The sequence below is a fragment of the Nitrosomonas sp. JL21 genome (assembly GCF_009833095.1).
Taxonomy (GTDB): Bacteria; Pseudomonadota; Gammaproteobacteria; order Burkholderiales; family Nitrosomonadaceae; genus Nitrosomonas.
Genome location: NZ_QRCB01000001.1, coordinates 1 through 14381 on the forward strand (window position 1 = coordinate 1; position 14381 = coordinate 14381).

The window sequence follows — 14381 nt, forward strand, 5'->3', positions numbered from 1 at the left end:
TTGTGTGGATCGCCGGGATCGAGTTGGATCTGAAAAAAGCCTGGCAGGACAGGCGGGATAGCTGCGTTACTGCCGGATTGGCATTGGGTTGTCCGCTGTTATTAGGTTGTCTTGCGGCAGCGTTGCTGATGGCATTCATTGGTGCTGACTGGATAGGCCCGAAGGGCATGGATTGGCAGTTCATCATTGGAGTGGGAATGGCCTGTGCAGTCACTGCCTTGCCCATTCTCATTATGTTGATGGAAAAGCTGGAAATTCTGCGCGAGCCGATCGGCCAGCGGATCATGCGTTATGCCAGTCTGGATGATATCGCGATCTGGATTGTGTTATCGCTGGTTCTGCTGGACTGGGATAGAGTCAGTCTTCAAGTTATTTTCTTGGTGAGTTTTGTGATCGTCAGCTTTTTATATCGTAAACTGATGCTTTCGCTCCAGCAAAATGATCGCTGGTATGTGAGTTTCATTTGGCTGGCGGTTTGCGGTTTAGCGTCGGATTGGGCGGGTTTGCACTTCATGGTTGGAGCCTTCTTGGCGGGCGTAGTGATGGATTCTGAATGGTTTAATCAGGAGGACATGGACAAACTGCGCCACTTCATAATGATGACGATGTTGCCGGTCTATTTTATGAGCACCGGTTTGCGCACCAATTGGGAAATGGATGGCGTCGCGGTGTTAGCCGCGGCCGGCATATTGTTGTTTGCCTCCATCAGTGGAAAATTGGCAGGCGCCTACGCCGCCGGCAAGATTCTAAAATGGGAAAAAGGTGAAGCCTGGATTATTGGCTGGCTGCTGCAGACCAAGGCCCTAATCATGATTGTTTTTGCGAATGTCTTGCTGGATAAACAGATCATCACCAGCCAAACCTTCACAGCTCTGCTGGTGATGGCGGTAGTCAGCACCATGTTGACAGTGCCTGTGGTGACGCCGAAGCTGTATCGGTATCGGCATCTAATTTTTAAATGACAACAAAAATTCTGGTTTCAGGATATTTGAATATCATTGGTTCTGTTGATTCATCTTCATCAAAAAATAGATCAGTGGTTGTCGTTTTCTGTGTTAGAAAGACCTTAGGGAACATGGCGTCGCTTAACTGATCGATTGATTCGTTTTCCGAAGAAATGCGGGAAAATGAACAATTTCCTCGTCTTTACAAATACAAAGGCCACGCTGTAATATTAGTCCCAATTTTAAGTGGGAATACGCGATAATTTCATTATTATTCAATATAAACATGTGGTTATTTGTCGACATCTGATTGCTTTTCGCCGTTTTTGAGATCAGTAAGGACTGCGACAACATGAGCTGCAGAAGAATGAGATTGATGTTTTCTGAATCGAATCTATAAAATAAACATTCAAGCAATGACTAATTCTATCGACAACACTCACCTGACTTCCAATTTAGAAAGGGAAATTGCCAATCTTATTGTGTCGACATTAAATCTTGAAGTCGCATCGGAGCATATTGATCCAAATTTGCCCTTGTATGGGGATGGCTTAGGGCTTGATTCTATTGATATTCTGGAATTGGCATTGGCGGTATCCAAACAGTACGGTTTTCAAATAAAGTCCGATGATCCTGAAAATAAAACGATTTTTAGTTCATTACGGCATTTGGCCGCTTATATCGCTGCTAATCGCACCAAATAACCCATTGGATCTATAAGTTAATGTAATCTTCAATGAAGTCATTGTTAAAAACCAAGTCGAGTAAAATCATAACGGTCACAATCACCGCTATTGCCGCCATTGTAGGCTATCCATTACTGATGCATCATTTTTTACACAATGGACAATATCAGGATTTAGCATTGGTTTATCTGTTGCAATTCCTCGTTACTCAGCTTTTGCTCGCGACAGTCTTTGCTTCAACACTATTTGCTGGTAAGACACCGCTGATTACTCATTTTGCTCAAATGGCCTACGGATTGGAATTGCCATCGGAAGTTGATCGATATTGTAGGAATACCACATGGGCATGGGCTTTGTTTTTCGTTGCGTTGGCATTGATAAGCATCATACTGTACCTATGCGCGTCCGCGGCAGTATGGTCTTTTTTCTGTAACATATTGTATTTTCCATTGATTGCGATGATGTTCGTGGTTGAGTATGTCGTACGTTCCTATTCCTTGCCTCATCTGAAAAGATTGCCGATTCTGAAAGGATGGAATCTCTACTGGGAAAATAAAAAATCTTCCTGAAGCTTTTCGTTAAGCGAGTCTATGCCTAAGCTGATTGCCCACCAGATACCGGATGCAATAATTGCTTATACGCAAAGTCATGCGAAGACTGCACATGATTTTCTACGTGACTGTGGCTGTCTGGCAGAGCGACTGCCAAACAGGCCTTTTCTGCTGAATTTTTGCAAAAGCCGTTATTTGTTCGCTGTAGGGATGGGGGCGGCGGCCTTGAACCGGCAAACGATGCTGTTACCGCCTACCTATAATCAGGGCATGCTTTCTCAATTGCAGAAAACATATCCTGATTTTTATATCCTTTATGACCAGGATATGCTTGAGATAGCCGAATTTCCACGGTTTAAGCTGGAGTACCCAGCTATGCCAAGTCATGCAGGCCGTGAGTTTTCAGCCGATTCAAAACAAGAGTTTTCAGTTCCGGAGATTCCTGCTGATCATGTGATGGCGTATGTGTTCACATCCGGTTCTACCGGTGAGCCTGTTCCGCATGCCAAGACCTGGGGCAGCATGACGCGTAACGCACAGGCGCAATTGCGCAGAATCAGGGAGGATGTCAGTTTTCTGAATAGAGCATTTACCGTGCTGGCTACCGTGCCCCCGCAACATATGTATGGATTGGAATCGAGTGTATTGATCGCCCTGCTCGGTGGTCAGGCGTTCAGTGCGGCGCATCCTTTTTTTCCACAAGACATTTGCACGGAATTGGCACGTTTGCCGCATCCGCGGGTATTGGTGAGCACGCCGTTTCATCTGAGAGCGTGGATGGAAAGCGGTATCGAATTACCCGCAGTGGATTTGATCATCAGCGCTACGGCGCCTCTGAGCATGCAGCTTACTGAGAATATCGAAGCAAGATTCCAGATTCCTGTCCAAGAAATTTATGGATGCACGGAAACCGGCCAGATCGCCACTCGTTTGCCCACGGTTAATCCAGTATGGCAAACCTATGGTGAGGTAGAAATTATACAAGTCGAGGGTGGAAATGATGGGTGTGGCGGCGCAGTGGCACAGGGCGATTATATCTTGTCACCTACCGAACTCAATGATGTACTCGAAGTGATCGATAAAAATCACTTCAGGCTGCTGGGGCGCAAGGTTGATCAGGTCAATATAGCGGGTAAACGAAGCTCATTAGGCTATTTAAATTTTCAGCTCAATACCATTGACGGGGTAAAAGACGGTGTTTTTTTTATTCCGGACAATGCGGACACGCTGAAAGATAAGCTCGGCGAAACCCGTCTGGCGGCCTTTGTGGTTGCTTCGGGCATCAGTAAGGCTGACATTCTGAAAGCCCTGCGTAGCCGCATCGACGCGGCGTTCATGCCCCGACCGCTTTTTATCGTGGATGAGCTACCTCGTAATAGCACCGGTAAGCTTCCGCATCATGTATTGACAGAACTCGCTCAAAAATTACAAGCGGTGCAGAATGCAACAGAACCTCAAAAGCAGTAGTCTTGCAGAGCTTACCCCGTCGTTTCTCACTGGTGAAATAACATTTATTCCTCTTGAACAATGTATCGATCAATCTGTATGGATTATTTGGCGTATTTCTGGGCATCATGCGAGAAAAGAGGATGAGAATGCATCCGAGTGGATCTGGCCGTATTCTTGGAAAAGATGACTGATATAAAAACAGATGTGGATTGGATGAAGCGAAAAGAGCGTGGCAGTCTCTTTCTGTTACGTTTACTGGTCTGGTTGAGTCTGTTTTTTGGCCGAAATTTCGCGAGGCTCCTGCTCTACCCTATCAGTTTGTATTTCATGCTGGTCGCTACACAAGCCCGACAAGCTTCGCGCCAATATCTACAGAAGGTTCTGGGGAGACCGGTGCGCTGGAGGGATATCTTTAGCCATTTTTTTTGTTTTGCGACCATATCGCTCGATCGGATTTATTTTTTGAATGGACAGGTTCAGCTATTTTCTATCACCCTAGAGAACGAACATCTTCTGCGCACAGCCATGCAGCAACATTCCGGAATTTTTCTTTTCGGTGCACATATGGGCAGCTTTGAAGCGCTGCGGGCGTTGGGACATCAACATACGGATTATTCGCTGGTACAGTTGATGTATCAGGAGAATGCAAAAAAACTCGGCCAAGTGCTGGCCGCCATCAATCCGGAACTCCAACAGGAAATCATACCGTTGGGTAATCTGGAGACGATGATGCGCGTGCATGAAGCGCTCAAGCAGGGTGCAATGATTGGTATACTGGCAGACCGTACCTTGCAACAAACAAACCTTAAGAAACAGTGGTTTCTGGGTGAAGAAGCTGCATTCTCCGAAAGCGCCTTCCGGCTTGCAGCGATATTGCGCAAGCCTGTGCTGTTGATGCTGGGTTTGTATCTGGGTGGGAATCAATATCGATTGGTGTTTGAAGAGATTTATGATTTTTCCATAGTGCAGGAAGATCAAGCACAGGCCATAACAGTCGCTCGCGAACGATACGTAGATTTGTTGGCAAAATACTGTCAAGAACATCCTTATAACTGGTTTAATTTTTATAATTTTTGGCAAACGTCATGCAAAGAATGAGTCATTATCAATATTGGTTTGCTGGCTTATTATTGTTGCTTAGTTCGAACATTCGGGCACAAGTTGAAGCTGATCAAATCAGTCTCGACCAATTGATGCAGTTCATGGCCAAACATAAAGAAATCCATGCAACTTTCGTTGAAAATAAATACATCAAAGGCGTGGATGTACCGCTGGAGTCTTCCGGAGAGCTAATGTTCATGGCGCCTTCAACCATGATCAGGAATACGCTGCTACCCAAACCGGAAATGCTCAAGCTCACAGGCAATACCGTTACAGTAGAGCGCATGGGTCGAAAGCACAACTTGCAGATTGATGACTATCCCGAAATCAGTCTGCACTTTGAAGGGGTACGGGCTTTATTGGCAGGCGACGTCGAACGGTTGACCCATCTTTATCATGTTGAATTAACCGGTACCCCCGTTGACTGGAAGCTGGTGCTGAGCCCCTTGCGGCAGGGCACCGCTCTAAAATCGCTGAATCTGCTGGGAAGCCATGACAGTGTAAAGGCGGTTGAAGTGCATTTGGAAGATGGTGATTATTCCATTATGCAAGTCAGCAGAAAAGATGTAGCTGAGTAGGCCGGGACTGTACGACCTGACCTGATTGCTTATAGAATTCAATGTACGCTACTCAAAAAAATCAACTCATACTGCAAATTCTGTGGTTTTTAGGTGTGCTATTGTGCGGTTGGGTAATAGTCAATACCGACTACAGAACCGATTTATCGGTTTTCTTGCCCTCCGAACCCAACAAGAAAGAAGCCATGTTGCTGGGGCAATTACAGAATGGCGCCGCGAACCGCATCCTTTTGGTCGGTATCGAAGGAAGTGATACCGCTACCCTTGCTCAGATAGGCAAATCCTTTGCCGGGAAACTACGAAATCATTCCGTTTTTTCTCATGTACTGAATGATCAGAGTGTGATCGATCCTGCCGAGCAGGAACTGATTTACACCTATCGCTACTTATTATCTCCAAATACAAGCGCTGAGCTGTTTACTCCAAAAAGCCTCGAAACCCTGATCCACGGCAATTTACTGGAACTGTCCTCCGCTTCAGGGCTATTGAGCAAGTCACTTTTCATGCGTGACCCTACCGGAGAAGTCATGGCTTTGGTAGATCGGCTGACCCCTGTGCAAGGCCCGCAAACTATCAATGGGCAGTGGTTCAATGATCGGGGCGATCGCGCATTGCTATTGGTGCAATTAGCCAGCACTGGTACGGATACCAAGGCCCAGGAAACTGCATTACAGCTCATGCAAACCGGTTTCAAGGACGTGGTGCAATCATATCAAACGCAGAACCAACAACATGCACAAAAAACGGAAAATATCAGGATAGTCATCAGCGGGCCTGCCAGTTTTGCCGTCTCAACGCAAAATATCATCAAGGAGGAAGCGTCCCGTCTATCTGGAATCGGATTGATACTGATCATCACGATTTTGCTCTATGTGTTGCGCAATCTTAAGCTGCTGTTTGCGGGTTTATTGCCGGTGTTTAGCGGAGTGTTTGCAGGAATTGTGGCCGTAAGTCTGGGTTTTGGCAGTGTCCATGCCATGACGATCGGCTTCGGCATCACATTGATTGGAGAATCCATAGACTATTCCATTTATTTTTTCTTGCAACGTTCACAAACTGCAGAAAATAGCGGTAATAACCCAATGTTTTGGCGTACGGTAGGTTTAGGCGTGATGACGTCCATTTGTGGCTTTTCGACTCTGCTGTTTTCCGGTTTTACCGGATTGATGCAACTGGCTACGTTCTCAATTGCAGGTTTGCTGGTAGCCGTTCTCTGCACTCGATGGATCTTGCCCACGCTACTGCCGCAGCGGCTGAGTATCCATGATCTCAATCCCGTCGGAGCATGGCTAAGGCAGATGATGAAGAAGGGCCACCATTTCCGGTATTTCATAGGGTTCTTGACGTTAAGCGCTGTGCTGTTGCTTGTGAGCAGACAGGATCATTTGTGGAGCTATGAGTTAAATGATTTAAGCCCGATACCCGCAGCATTGCTCGATTTGGATGGCGAACTGCGCGCCGATATGGGCGCAGCCGATGTGCGGCATATGCTGTTGCTACAGGACAAAACGCAAGAGCAGGTTTTGCAGCGCTGTGAGCAGTTTTTGCCCAGATTGGATGCGCTCGTTGCACAGGGTTTGTTGGGAGGCTACCAAGCGCCGTGTGTGTATTTGCCAAGTCAGGCCAAGCAAATACAACGACAGCAGGCGCTTCCGGATCGGGAACGACTCGAACAGGTGCTTCAAGAAGCCGCCCATGCCTTGCCCGTATCAGCGCAGAGTTTGCAGGGTTTCGTCGAAGATGTCGCTTACAGCAAGACACTGCCTTTGTTACGAGCAGATAAGCTGGAAAACAGCACGTTCGGAATCACGTTGGGCGTTACGCTCTACTCGGTAAAAGCGGGAGAGGATCTGATTCATCATGCGTTGATACAGTTGCAAGCGCCGTTGCAGGACGGTAAAGCCGCAAGCCTCAACCATGAGGCGCTGCAAACGGAATTATTCGATATATTGGATGAGCAGTCGGTATTATTGGATTTGAAACAGGATTTCAACTCGATCTATAAGACTTATCTGAGTAAAATCTTGAAATATTCGGCTGCTGGTTTTATTGCCATTATTGTTTTATTGTTAGCGGCGCTACGATCTTTGCGAGCAACGCTTTGGGTCATTTTACCGTTGGCGTGCGCGATGCTTTGTGTAACAGCCCTCTTGCATTTGCTCGGATCGCAACTGAATCTACTGAATGTTATCGGCTTATTGCTGATTTTTGCTGTGGGCTCAAACTATGCGTTGTTTTTCAGTTCTTCACAAAGTAATATGACTTTGGCGTCGTTGCTGTTGGCTACGACCACGACTGTCATTGGATATGGTGTGTTGATTTTTTCGCAAATTCCTATTTTACAAACGATTGGTATTACCGTTGCATCGGGAGTTTTTCTGGCGTTAATTTTTTCTGCACTGATGGCGCCTGTTGCGTTGCGGAAAGACTCAAGCTCTATCAGCCGGAACTGAATGAGTACATCAACGATTTATCGCTATAACGGGTTGTTGATACGTGTCAGTATCATAGTGCATTTACTGGCGGTCTGCCTGCTGTTTGTACCGGATGGATGGCGCTATGCTTTGTTTGTCATGTTTGGCAATCATGCTGTTCTGGTCGCACAGGGCCTATGGCCGCGCAGTCAGTGGCTGGGTAGGAATATAACGCGCGTGCCTCCTGCGAAAGCAGGCAATGCCGTGTATATCACGATTGATGATGGACCTTGCCCCGAAGTTACTCCACAAGTGTTGAAAATTCTTGAGCAATTCCATGCAAAAGCTACTTTCTTCTGTATCGGCAAGCATGTGCAGCAATATCCGGATTTGGCCAGATTAATCGTAGCCGCTGGTCACAAACTAGAGAACCACAGTATGGCGCATAGCTATACTTTTTCGTTGTGGGGTATGCAAAAAATATATGATGATGTCGCCAATGCGCAGACTGTGATACAGGAAGCGACGGATAGTCGCCCGTGTTATTTCCGTGCGCCGGCAGGGTTGCGTAATATTTTCCTGGATGGTGTATTGCAGAAGCTCGGATTGTGTCTGGTGAGCTGGACGCGCCGGGGTTTCGATACGCGTCAGCGCAATGCAAGCGCAGTCCTTGAGAGCTTATGCAGGAATCTGCAGGCGGGCGACATATTGTTGTTGCACGATGGTAACGCGGCGCTGACATGCAATGGCAGGGCGGTGATCGTGGAGGTGCTGCCGGTATTGTTGCAAACGTTATCTGATAATAAACTCAGTCCTGAGGCGTTGCCGGATGATTTATAGCTATTTCCTCTCTAACTCAAAAGATTACTAGGAATGGGTCATTTCTTACCGTCTGAACTCCTAGATCATATTTGTAAGCCTTACCAACGCGCAGGCAAGTTTGCCTGGCATTTCGCCCGAGGTAAGCTGGATCGGGATCCAGTATTTGCGCACATTCTGCAAGCACGCTACATATCTCATCATGCCCGGGTACTGGACATTGGGTGTGGGCAAGGCTTGCTGGCTGCTTTACTGTGCGGAGTGGATAATTACGCGTGTGCGTATCCCGAACACAAGGCAGAGTTCAAGGCGGTTTCGATCACTGGAATTGAACTCATGCACAACGACGTGATGCGAGCGCAGCAAGCGCTGCAGGATTTTGGTCCACGTATCCGGATCGTACAAGGCGATATGCGCCAGACCGATTTCGGGGTTGCGGATGTCGTTGTCATTCTCGATGTGTTGCATTATGTCCCTTATAACGAACAGAACGACATACTCAAGCGAGTTTATGCATGCTTATCCTCCGGTGGGTCACTTCTGCTTCGAGTGGGAGATGCTGCCGCAGGCCTGCCTTTCTTGTTCAGCACGTGGGTGGATGCGGTGGTATTTGCATTACGAGGGCATACGTCGGTTCGTGTTTATTGCCGATCTTTAGCGGAATGGAAGGATCAGCTTGAAAACATCGGTTTCAAGGTCACGGATATTCCCATGCACCAGGGAACGCCGTTTGCCAATATTCTGCTGCATTGTCGACGCCCCTGATCACTAATGAGTTTTATCTGAATCGCCTATGAGAAGCCCAGCATTTCTAGCGATGCCTGCATTTACCGCAACGTCCAGTCTGGGTAATGGTTTGGCGAGTTTGCGCTCCAGTCTTGTGGCGCAACATACTGGCTTGGTGCCCTGTCAGTTCGAATCGGTTGATTTGGAGACTTATATCGGAATCACGAACATTCCGGAGGATGACGTATTTTTACCTGCCGAGTTGCAGGCCCTTGATTGCCGCAACAATAGGCTGGCTTTTTTGGGCTTGCAGCAGGATGGTTTTATCGATGCCGTGGGAAAAGCTAAATGCCATTTCGATAACACCCGGATCGGCGTGTTTCTCGGCACCAGTACTTCCGGGATGTTGCAGACAGAAAAGGGTTATCGCGAGCTCGATCCACAAACCGGGGCATTACCCTCGTGGGTGAATTATCGTTTCGCCCAGAACACAGGCTCGGCTGCGCATTTCGTTCGCCTGGCGCTCGGCTTGGGTGGTCCCGCAGCAGTGGTGTCTACGGCCTGTTCTTCCAGTGCAAAGGTATTTGCCATGGCGCAGCGTATGCTGCTATTGGGCGCCATTGATGCCGCCATTGTTGGCGGTGTCGATAGCTTGTGTCTGACGACACTATACGGCTTTCATTCCTTGCAACTGCTCTCTCGGAATCCATGTAAGCCGTTTGACACTGGCAGAGATGGTATTTCGATCGGTGAAGCAGCGGTTTTCGCACTATTAACACGCGATGATGCACATACGCCGTCTGGAAGTTTATTGATCAAGGGCGTGGGCGAAAGTAGCGATGCTTATCATATGTCCAGTCCTCATCCAGAAGGGCTGGGTGCTCGCCAGGCCATGCAATCGGCTTTGCAGCAGGCGCGACTTGGTACACCTGGAATCGATTATATCCACTTGCACGGCACCGCTACAAAAAATAACGATGCAATTGAAAGCATTGCAGTTTCGGCGATTTTTGGGGAACAATCGCCCGCGAGTTCAACCAAAGGCGCTACCGGGCATTGTTTGGGGGCGGCGGGAGCATTGAATGTGGTCATCGGAGCGTTGGCCCTGCAACAACAGACTGCATGGGGCAGCCCTGGTACCGAGAAGCTGGATGCCACTCTCTCTCCGATTCATTATCTGACGCAAAATGCGGCTCGGCCGATGCGTCATGTGCTCAGTAATTCATTTGGTTTTGGAGGATCGAATTGTAGTGTTGTTCTTGGACTGAAAGATTGAGAATGAGTGGGGGTGCTGATTTCTCGGAAGATCGACTACAGTGTCATGTGCAGAGTATTGCTATCCTGGGTCCCGGTTTGCCCGATTGGAATGCGGCTCAGTCAATTTTGGACGGAGAGCGGCACTATGAGCGGGCAGACTTCGAAATTCCTGCGGTGACCTGGCTGCCTGCTACGGAACGTCGGCGAGTCGGAAAAATGGTGCGTCTCGCACTGACTGTCGGGAATGCTGCAGTACAGGCTGCAGCTATTGATGCCCGCCAACTGGCGACGGTATTCACTTCCTCATCGGGAGACGGAGACAATTGCGATGCGATTTTCACAACGCTTGCGCACACAGAAAAAAGCGAGCGGTTTATTTCACCGACACGCTTTCATAATTCCGTCCATAATGCGCCGGCGGGTTACTGGAGCATTGCCAATCAATGCACGCTGCCATCGACCAGCTTGTGCGCGTATGATGCAAGTTTTGCAGCCGGGCTCGTGGAAGCCTGCAGCCAGGCGTTGTGGACGGGTGAATCCATCTTATTGATATCCAGTGATGTCATGTACCCTTATCCATTGAGTGACATCCGACCCATCGGCAGTAATTTTGCAGTGGCTATGGTGTTGAATCCGGTCGTCACTGACGCTGCTCTCGCAACATTGACGCTAGGATATGCGGCTGAATCAGAGACTCGAATGGAAATGCCTGAATTGGATGAGTTGCGACTGTCCAATCCAAGCGCACGCTGTCTTCCGTTGCTGCAAGCGATTGCACAAAAGGCGCTTCATTCGGATCATACTGCTCCAAAAAAGGTTCATCTCGAATATGTTGAGCCCTTGTCCCTGGAGGTCATGGTCGTTGATCATGCATAATAAAGTACATGCGCTGGTCACTGGCGGCAGTGGCTCGATCGGAACCGCAATCAGTCGCGCGTTGGCGCAAGCCGGACATCATGTCCATATTCAAGCAAACCGGAACTTCGAAAAGGCGCAAATTCTAGCAGACCAATTGCAACAGCAAGGGTTAGCTGCAAGTGCCCTGCAATTCGATGTCACTGATGCCGAGCAGGCGCGTCAGGTATTGGAAGAACTGACAGAGCAGATGCCCATACAGATACTGGTCAATAATGCCGGAATACATGAGGATGCTGTTTTTCCGGCCATGCAGCCGCAGCAATGGCAGCGTGTTATCGATGTATCGTTGAACGGTTTCTTTAATGTTACCCACCCTTTGATCATGCCGATGATACGTAGCCGTTTCGGCCGTATCGTCAGTGTTTCTTCAGTTGCAGCAATGATGGGGAATAAAGGGCAGGTGAATTATGCCGCAGCCAAAGCAGCACTGCATGGTGCCAGCAAATCCTTGTCTTTGGAACTCGCCAGCCGCAACATCACGGTAAATGTCGTGGCGCCAGGCATCATTGCTTCGCCCATGATCGAGAATGCGTTCGACGCGAGGACAATTGCAAGTCTTGTCCCGATGAAACGCGTTGGAGAGCCGGAGGAAGTTGCCAGTCTGGTTGCCTATCTGTGCAGCAGCGGTGCAAGTTACATCACAGGACAGGTGATTTCTGTGAACGGGGGAATGATTTGATTTCAGAGCTTCATTTAGCGGCTTGATATTCCGAGAAAATCTTTAATTCACGATGCCGCCGGACGCATGAGAAGCCGACGCTCTCCAGTGCTTGAATGATGGTCTGGGGCGGAACGCAGGCTTCTATGCTATCCCAGTAATATTTCCACAGCCTGGACGTCTGTCCGGTCGTAGAAATCGCTTTGGCGAGCAACGGAACGATGGTTCGCATGTAAGTCTTCAGTAGGCTGGAACCCAATCGTGTTTCTGGCCGGGTAATTTCAAGGATACAGAGTCTACCCTCCGGTTTGAGCACTCGGTGAAATTCACGGAACACCTTTTCCAAATCAGTCACATGACGAAGCGCATAACCCATGCTTAAGAAATCAAAGCTATTGTCGGGAAAAGGGATGTGTTCTGCTTTGCCTCCAATCAACGCGATCTGTTTGAATAAGACGCTTGCCTGCAACATGCCCAAACTGGGGTCAAGACCAGTCAGTAGCGTTGATGAACCGATAATTTCAATGGCCTGGGTTGCCACCAACCCTGTGCCGCAACCGACATCCAATACCTGCATTCCCGATTGCAATCCGGCTCGCTTCAATGCCTGGCCGCGGTACCACTGACCGGTGCCGAATGCCAGGAGGTTTTCGATACGATCATAATCGACACCGGTGGCATCGAACATGTCACGCACAAAACTGGTGCGCTCCGTTTCAGTCGAGTAATAGCCTGCAATGGGCTTATGGGGAGCTTTTACGGAACTGCTGGATTGCTCTGAATCTGGCATGATGAGGTCAGAAGTTGAATTTGCGCCACACTAGCAGCGGCAGGCGTACCATTAAACCGGCAATCAGACGGATGTGCATCCACGTTAACAATGCGTTGTCGCGCCAGTAGTTGAAATGCGATACGCCGCCTTCGTTCGCGTTTAGATATTTTACCGGCGCATCGACATTGATTGGACGGATGTTTTTCCAGCATAAACGCACCGCTGCTTCGATGTCAAAATCAAAACGACGCATAAAACGATGTTTCTGCATGATGTGTAGAAGCGGAGCAATGGGATAAACGCGAAAGCCGTAAAGACAATCGCCGATGCCCATCCAAAGGGTGTCAAGATTCGCCAGGAAATTTGAGATTTTGCGTCCCTGCACGCGTAGCTGAGGCGCGCTGTCATCAAAAACGGGTCTGCCGAGTATCATGCTGTCGGGATGGTCCTTGGAGCTGTTCATGAAGTGGGGAATGAGGTAGGCGGGATGCTGACCATCGGCATCCATCGTCAACGCATGGGTAAATCCTGATTCCACTGCCTGACGCAAACCTTCCATGACGGCCGCGCCTTTACCTTGATTAGACGACAATACGATCACCCTCAGGTTGGAAACATTTTCGCTCATCTTTTGAAGGATTGCGGTACTCCCGTCGGTACTGCCGTCGCAGACCACCCACACCGGTTGCCATTGTGCTAAGGCATCCTGCACCGTATTGACAATCAGGTTACCCGGATTATAACTGGGTATAAGCAGCACGTGGCTGGTGGAAGGAGTCATCGAGGGTGCGGTCATAATAATTTTGCAAAAGATTGATCATTTCTGCGGTTTTGCCTGCGGGTTCGAAACGTTGACCCATAACCGCTCTGAAAGAGATGGGAAAGGAGGGAATTTTCCAGATGGGCCAATGTTTGGACAGGTAAGGTGAATCGGTAAGCAGCAAAACTGTTTGAATAGGGGCTTGCGCTTTGGTGCTGATAAGCCCTACGCCCGACTTCAGGCGATTGATGGGATGCCGCACCGTTCGAGTACCCTCCGGAAAAATCAACAAATTACTGTCACTGTGGAGCTCCTTGACCGATCGGCGAACCATGTTTTTGATGGAGTCGTTCCGTACATAGCCGGCCAGTCTGGCGCCCGAATGTAAAAAAGTACTGCCCCAGAGGCTGGCTTTCATCAAACAACTGGTGTTTTGAATGCGCGATAGAATCAATAGCGCATCCAGCATGCTCGGGTGATTGGGCGCGATGATAATTCCTTTCTCGGCATTGAGCGTATCGAGCGCTTGCAAATCTAAGCGCATCAAGCCCAGATGACAGCACCCGTTCAAGAAGAGCCGAAAGACAAAGCTGTTCAGTTTTCTTCCAAAGGTTTTCCCGGTGTCGCGGGGAAGCGCGTAATAAAGAAAAAATACCACGAAATTTCCGATCAACAGCATGAGGGCAAGCCATAGCAGCACCAGATAAAACGCTATGATATGAAAAAAACGTAAAACAAATTTAGTCAT

General features: G+C 48.5%; 15 protein-coding genes. 12 read left to right on the forward strand and 3 right to left on the reverse strand.

Features of this window, described 5'->3' with window-relative positions; genetic code table 11:
• The 12 genes from ABF87_RS00005 to fabG form a co-directional block, all read left to right on the forward strand.
• A partial coding sequence (locus tag ABF87_RS00005) for a cation:proton antiporter (protein ID WP_160827079.1) occupies nucleotides 1–962 on the forward strand: 962 nt, incomplete at its 5' end.
• A 398-nt stretch (nucleotides 963–1360) separates the two neighbouring features.
• Complete coding sequence (locus ABF87_RS00010) at nucleotides 1361–1648, forward strand: phosphopantetheine-binding protein (RefSeq protein WP_160827080.1); 288 nt, start codon at nucleotides 1361–1363, stop codon at nucleotides 1646–1648.
• A gap of 32 nt (nucleotides 1649–1680) precedes the next feature.
• A complete protein-coding gene (locus tag ABF87_RS00015; protein ID WP_160827081.1) occupies nucleotides 1681–2199 on the forward strand; it encodes a hypothetical protein in 519 nt (172 codons plus the stop codon).
• Nucleotides 2200–2220: 21 nt separating this feature from the next.
• The gene (locus ABF87_RS00020; protein WP_160827082.1) at nucleotides 2221–3648 is read left to right on the forward strand and encodes an AMP-binding protein; all 1428 of its coding nucleotides are present in this window, start codon (nucleotides 2221–2223) and stop codon (nucleotides 3646–3648) included.
• Nucleotides 3649–3813: 165 nt separating this feature from the next.
• Nucleotides 3814–4728: an acyl-CoA synthetase gene (locus tag ABF87_RS00025; RefSeq protein WP_160827083.1), complete on the forward strand. Its 915-nt coding sequence runs from the start codon at nucleotides 3814–3816 to the stop codon at nucleotides 4726–4728.
• Nucleotides 4725–5309: a LolA-related protein gene (locus ABF87_RS00030; RefSeq protein ID WP_160827084.1), complete on the forward strand. Its 585-nt coding sequence runs from the start codon at nucleotides 4725–4727 to the stop codon at nucleotides 5307–5309. Before ABF87_RS00025 ends, ABF87_RS00030 begins: the two co-directional genes overlap by 4 nt.
• Before the next feature lie 41 nt (nucleotides 5310–5350).
• Complete coding sequence (locus tag ABF87_RS00035) at nucleotides 5351–7762, forward strand: MMPL family transporter (RefSeq protein ID WP_160827085.1); 2412 nt, start codon at nucleotides 5351–5353, stop codon at nucleotides 7760–7762.
• A complete protein-coding gene (locus tag ABF87_RS00040; protein ID WP_160827086.1) occupies nucleotides 7763–8563 on the forward strand; it encodes a polysaccharide deacetylase family protein in 801 nt (266 codons plus the stop codon).
• Between the two features lie 33 nt (nucleotides 8564–8596).
• Complete coding sequence (locus tag ABF87_RS00045) at nucleotides 8597–9307, forward strand: class I SAM-dependent methyltransferase (protein WP_160827087.1); 711 nt, start codon at nucleotides 8597–8599, stop codon at nucleotides 9305–9307.
• Nucleotides 9308–9359: 52 nt separating this feature from the next.
• A complete protein-coding gene (locus ABF87_RS00050; RefSeq protein ID WP_240143447.1) occupies nucleotides 9360–10544 on the forward strand; it encodes a beta-ketoacyl-[acyl-carrier-protein] synthase family protein in 1185 nt (394 codons plus the stop codon).
• 2 nt (nucleotides 10545–10546) lie between these two features.
• A complete protein-coding gene (locus ABF87_RS00055) occupies nucleotides 10547–11401 on the forward strand; it encodes a beta-ketoacyl synthase chain length factor (protein WP_160827089.1) in 855 nt (284 codons plus the stop codon).
• Nucleotides 11394–12122 (forward strand): 3-oxoacyl-ACP reductase FabG, encoded by a 729-nt coding sequence (fabG, locus tag ABF87_RS00060; RefSeq protein ID WP_160827090.1) that lies wholly within the window; start codon nucleotides 11394–11396, stop codon nucleotides 12120–12122. The genes ABF87_RS00055 and fabG overlap by 8 nt, the downstream gene beginning before the upstream one ends.
• A gap of 10 nt (nucleotides 12123–12132) precedes the next feature.
• Here the strand turns inward: fabG and ABF87_RS00065 are convergent, their stop codons facing one another.
• From ABF87_RS00065 to ABF87_RS00075, 3 genes are read right to left on the reverse strand one after another with little or no spacing between them, the layout of a single operon-like run.
• Nucleotides 12133–12891 (reverse strand): class I SAM-dependent methyltransferase, encoded by a 759-nt coding sequence (locus tag ABF87_RS00065; RefSeq protein WP_160827091.1) that lies wholly within the window; start codon nucleotides 12889–12891, stop codon nucleotides 12133–12135.
• A 7-nt stretch (nucleotides 12892–12898) separates the two neighbouring features.
• Nucleotides 12899–13669: a glycosyltransferase family 2 protein gene (locus ABF87_RS00070; protein ID WP_205012636.1), complete on the reverse strand. Its 771-nt coding sequence runs from the start codon at nucleotides 13667–13669 to the stop codon at nucleotides 12899–12901.
• A complete protein-coding gene (locus tag ABF87_RS00075) occupies nucleotides 13611–14381 on the reverse strand; it encodes a lysophospholipid acyltransferase family protein (RefSeq protein ID WP_160827092.1) in 771 nt (256 codons plus the stop codon). Before ABF87_RS00075 ends, ABF87_RS00070 begins: the two co-directional genes overlap by 59 nt.

What these genes read in the sequence shown, in the direction of transcription:
- ABF87_RS00010 (WP_160827080.1), top strand. Translation starts at nt 1,361, where the DNA reads ATGACTAATTCTATCGACAACACTCACCTGACTTCCAATTTAGAAAGG.
- ABF87_RS00015 (WP_160827081.1), top strand. Translation starts at nt 1,681, where the DNA reads ATGAAGTCATTGTTAAAAACCAAGTCGAGTAAAATCATAACGGTCACA.
- ABF87_RS00020 (WP_160827082.1), top strand. Translation starts at nt 2,221, where the DNA reads ATGCCTAAGCTGATTGCCCACCAGATACCGGATGCAATAATTGCTTAT.
- ABF87_RS00025 (WP_160827083.1), top strand. Translation starts at nt 3,814, where the DNA reads ATGACTGATATAAAAACAGATGTGGATTGGATGAAGCGAAAAGAGCGT.
- ABF87_RS00030 (WP_160827084.1), top strand. Translation starts at nt 4,725, where the DNA reads ATGAGTCATTATCAATATTGGTTTGCTGGCTTATTATTGTTGCTTAGT.
- ABF87_RS00035 (WP_160827085.1), top strand. Translation starts at nt 5,351, where the DNA reads ATGTACGCTACTCAAAAAAATCAACTCATACTGCAAATTCTGTGGTTT.
- ABF87_RS00040 (WP_160827086.1), top strand. Translation starts at nt 7,763, where the DNA reads ATGAGTACATCAACGATTTATCGCTATAACGGGTTGTTGATACGTGTC.
- ABF87_RS00045 (WP_160827087.1), top strand. Translation starts at nt 8,597, where the DNA reads ATGGGTCATTTCTTACCGTCTGAACTCCTAGATCATATTTGTAAGCCT.
- ABF87_RS00050 (WP_240143447.1), top strand. Translation starts at nt 9,360, where the DNA reads ATGCCTGCATTTACCGCAACGTCCAGTCTGGGTAATGGTTTGGCGAGT.
- ABF87_RS00055 (WP_160827089.1), top strand. Translation starts at nt 10,547, where the DNA reads ATGAGTGGGGGTGCTGATTTCTCGGAAGATCGACTACAGTGTCATGTG.
- fabG (WP_160827090.1), top strand. Translation starts at nt 11,394, where the DNA reads ATGCATAATAAAGTACATGCGCTGGTCACTGGCGGCAGTGGCTCGATC.
- ABF87_RS00065 (WP_160827091.1), bottom strand. Translation starts at nt 12,891, where the DNA reads ATGCCAGATTCAGAGCAATCCAGCAGTTCCGTAAAAGCTCCCCATAAG.
- ABF87_RS00070 (WP_205012636.1), bottom strand. Translation starts at nt 13,669, where the DNA reads ATGACCGCACCCTCGATGACTCCTTCCACCAGCCACGTGCTGCTTATA.
- ABF87_RS00075 (WP_160827092.1), bottom strand. Translation starts at nt 14,381, where the DNA reads ATGACTAAATTTGTTTTACGTTTTTTTCATATCATAGCGTTTTATCTG.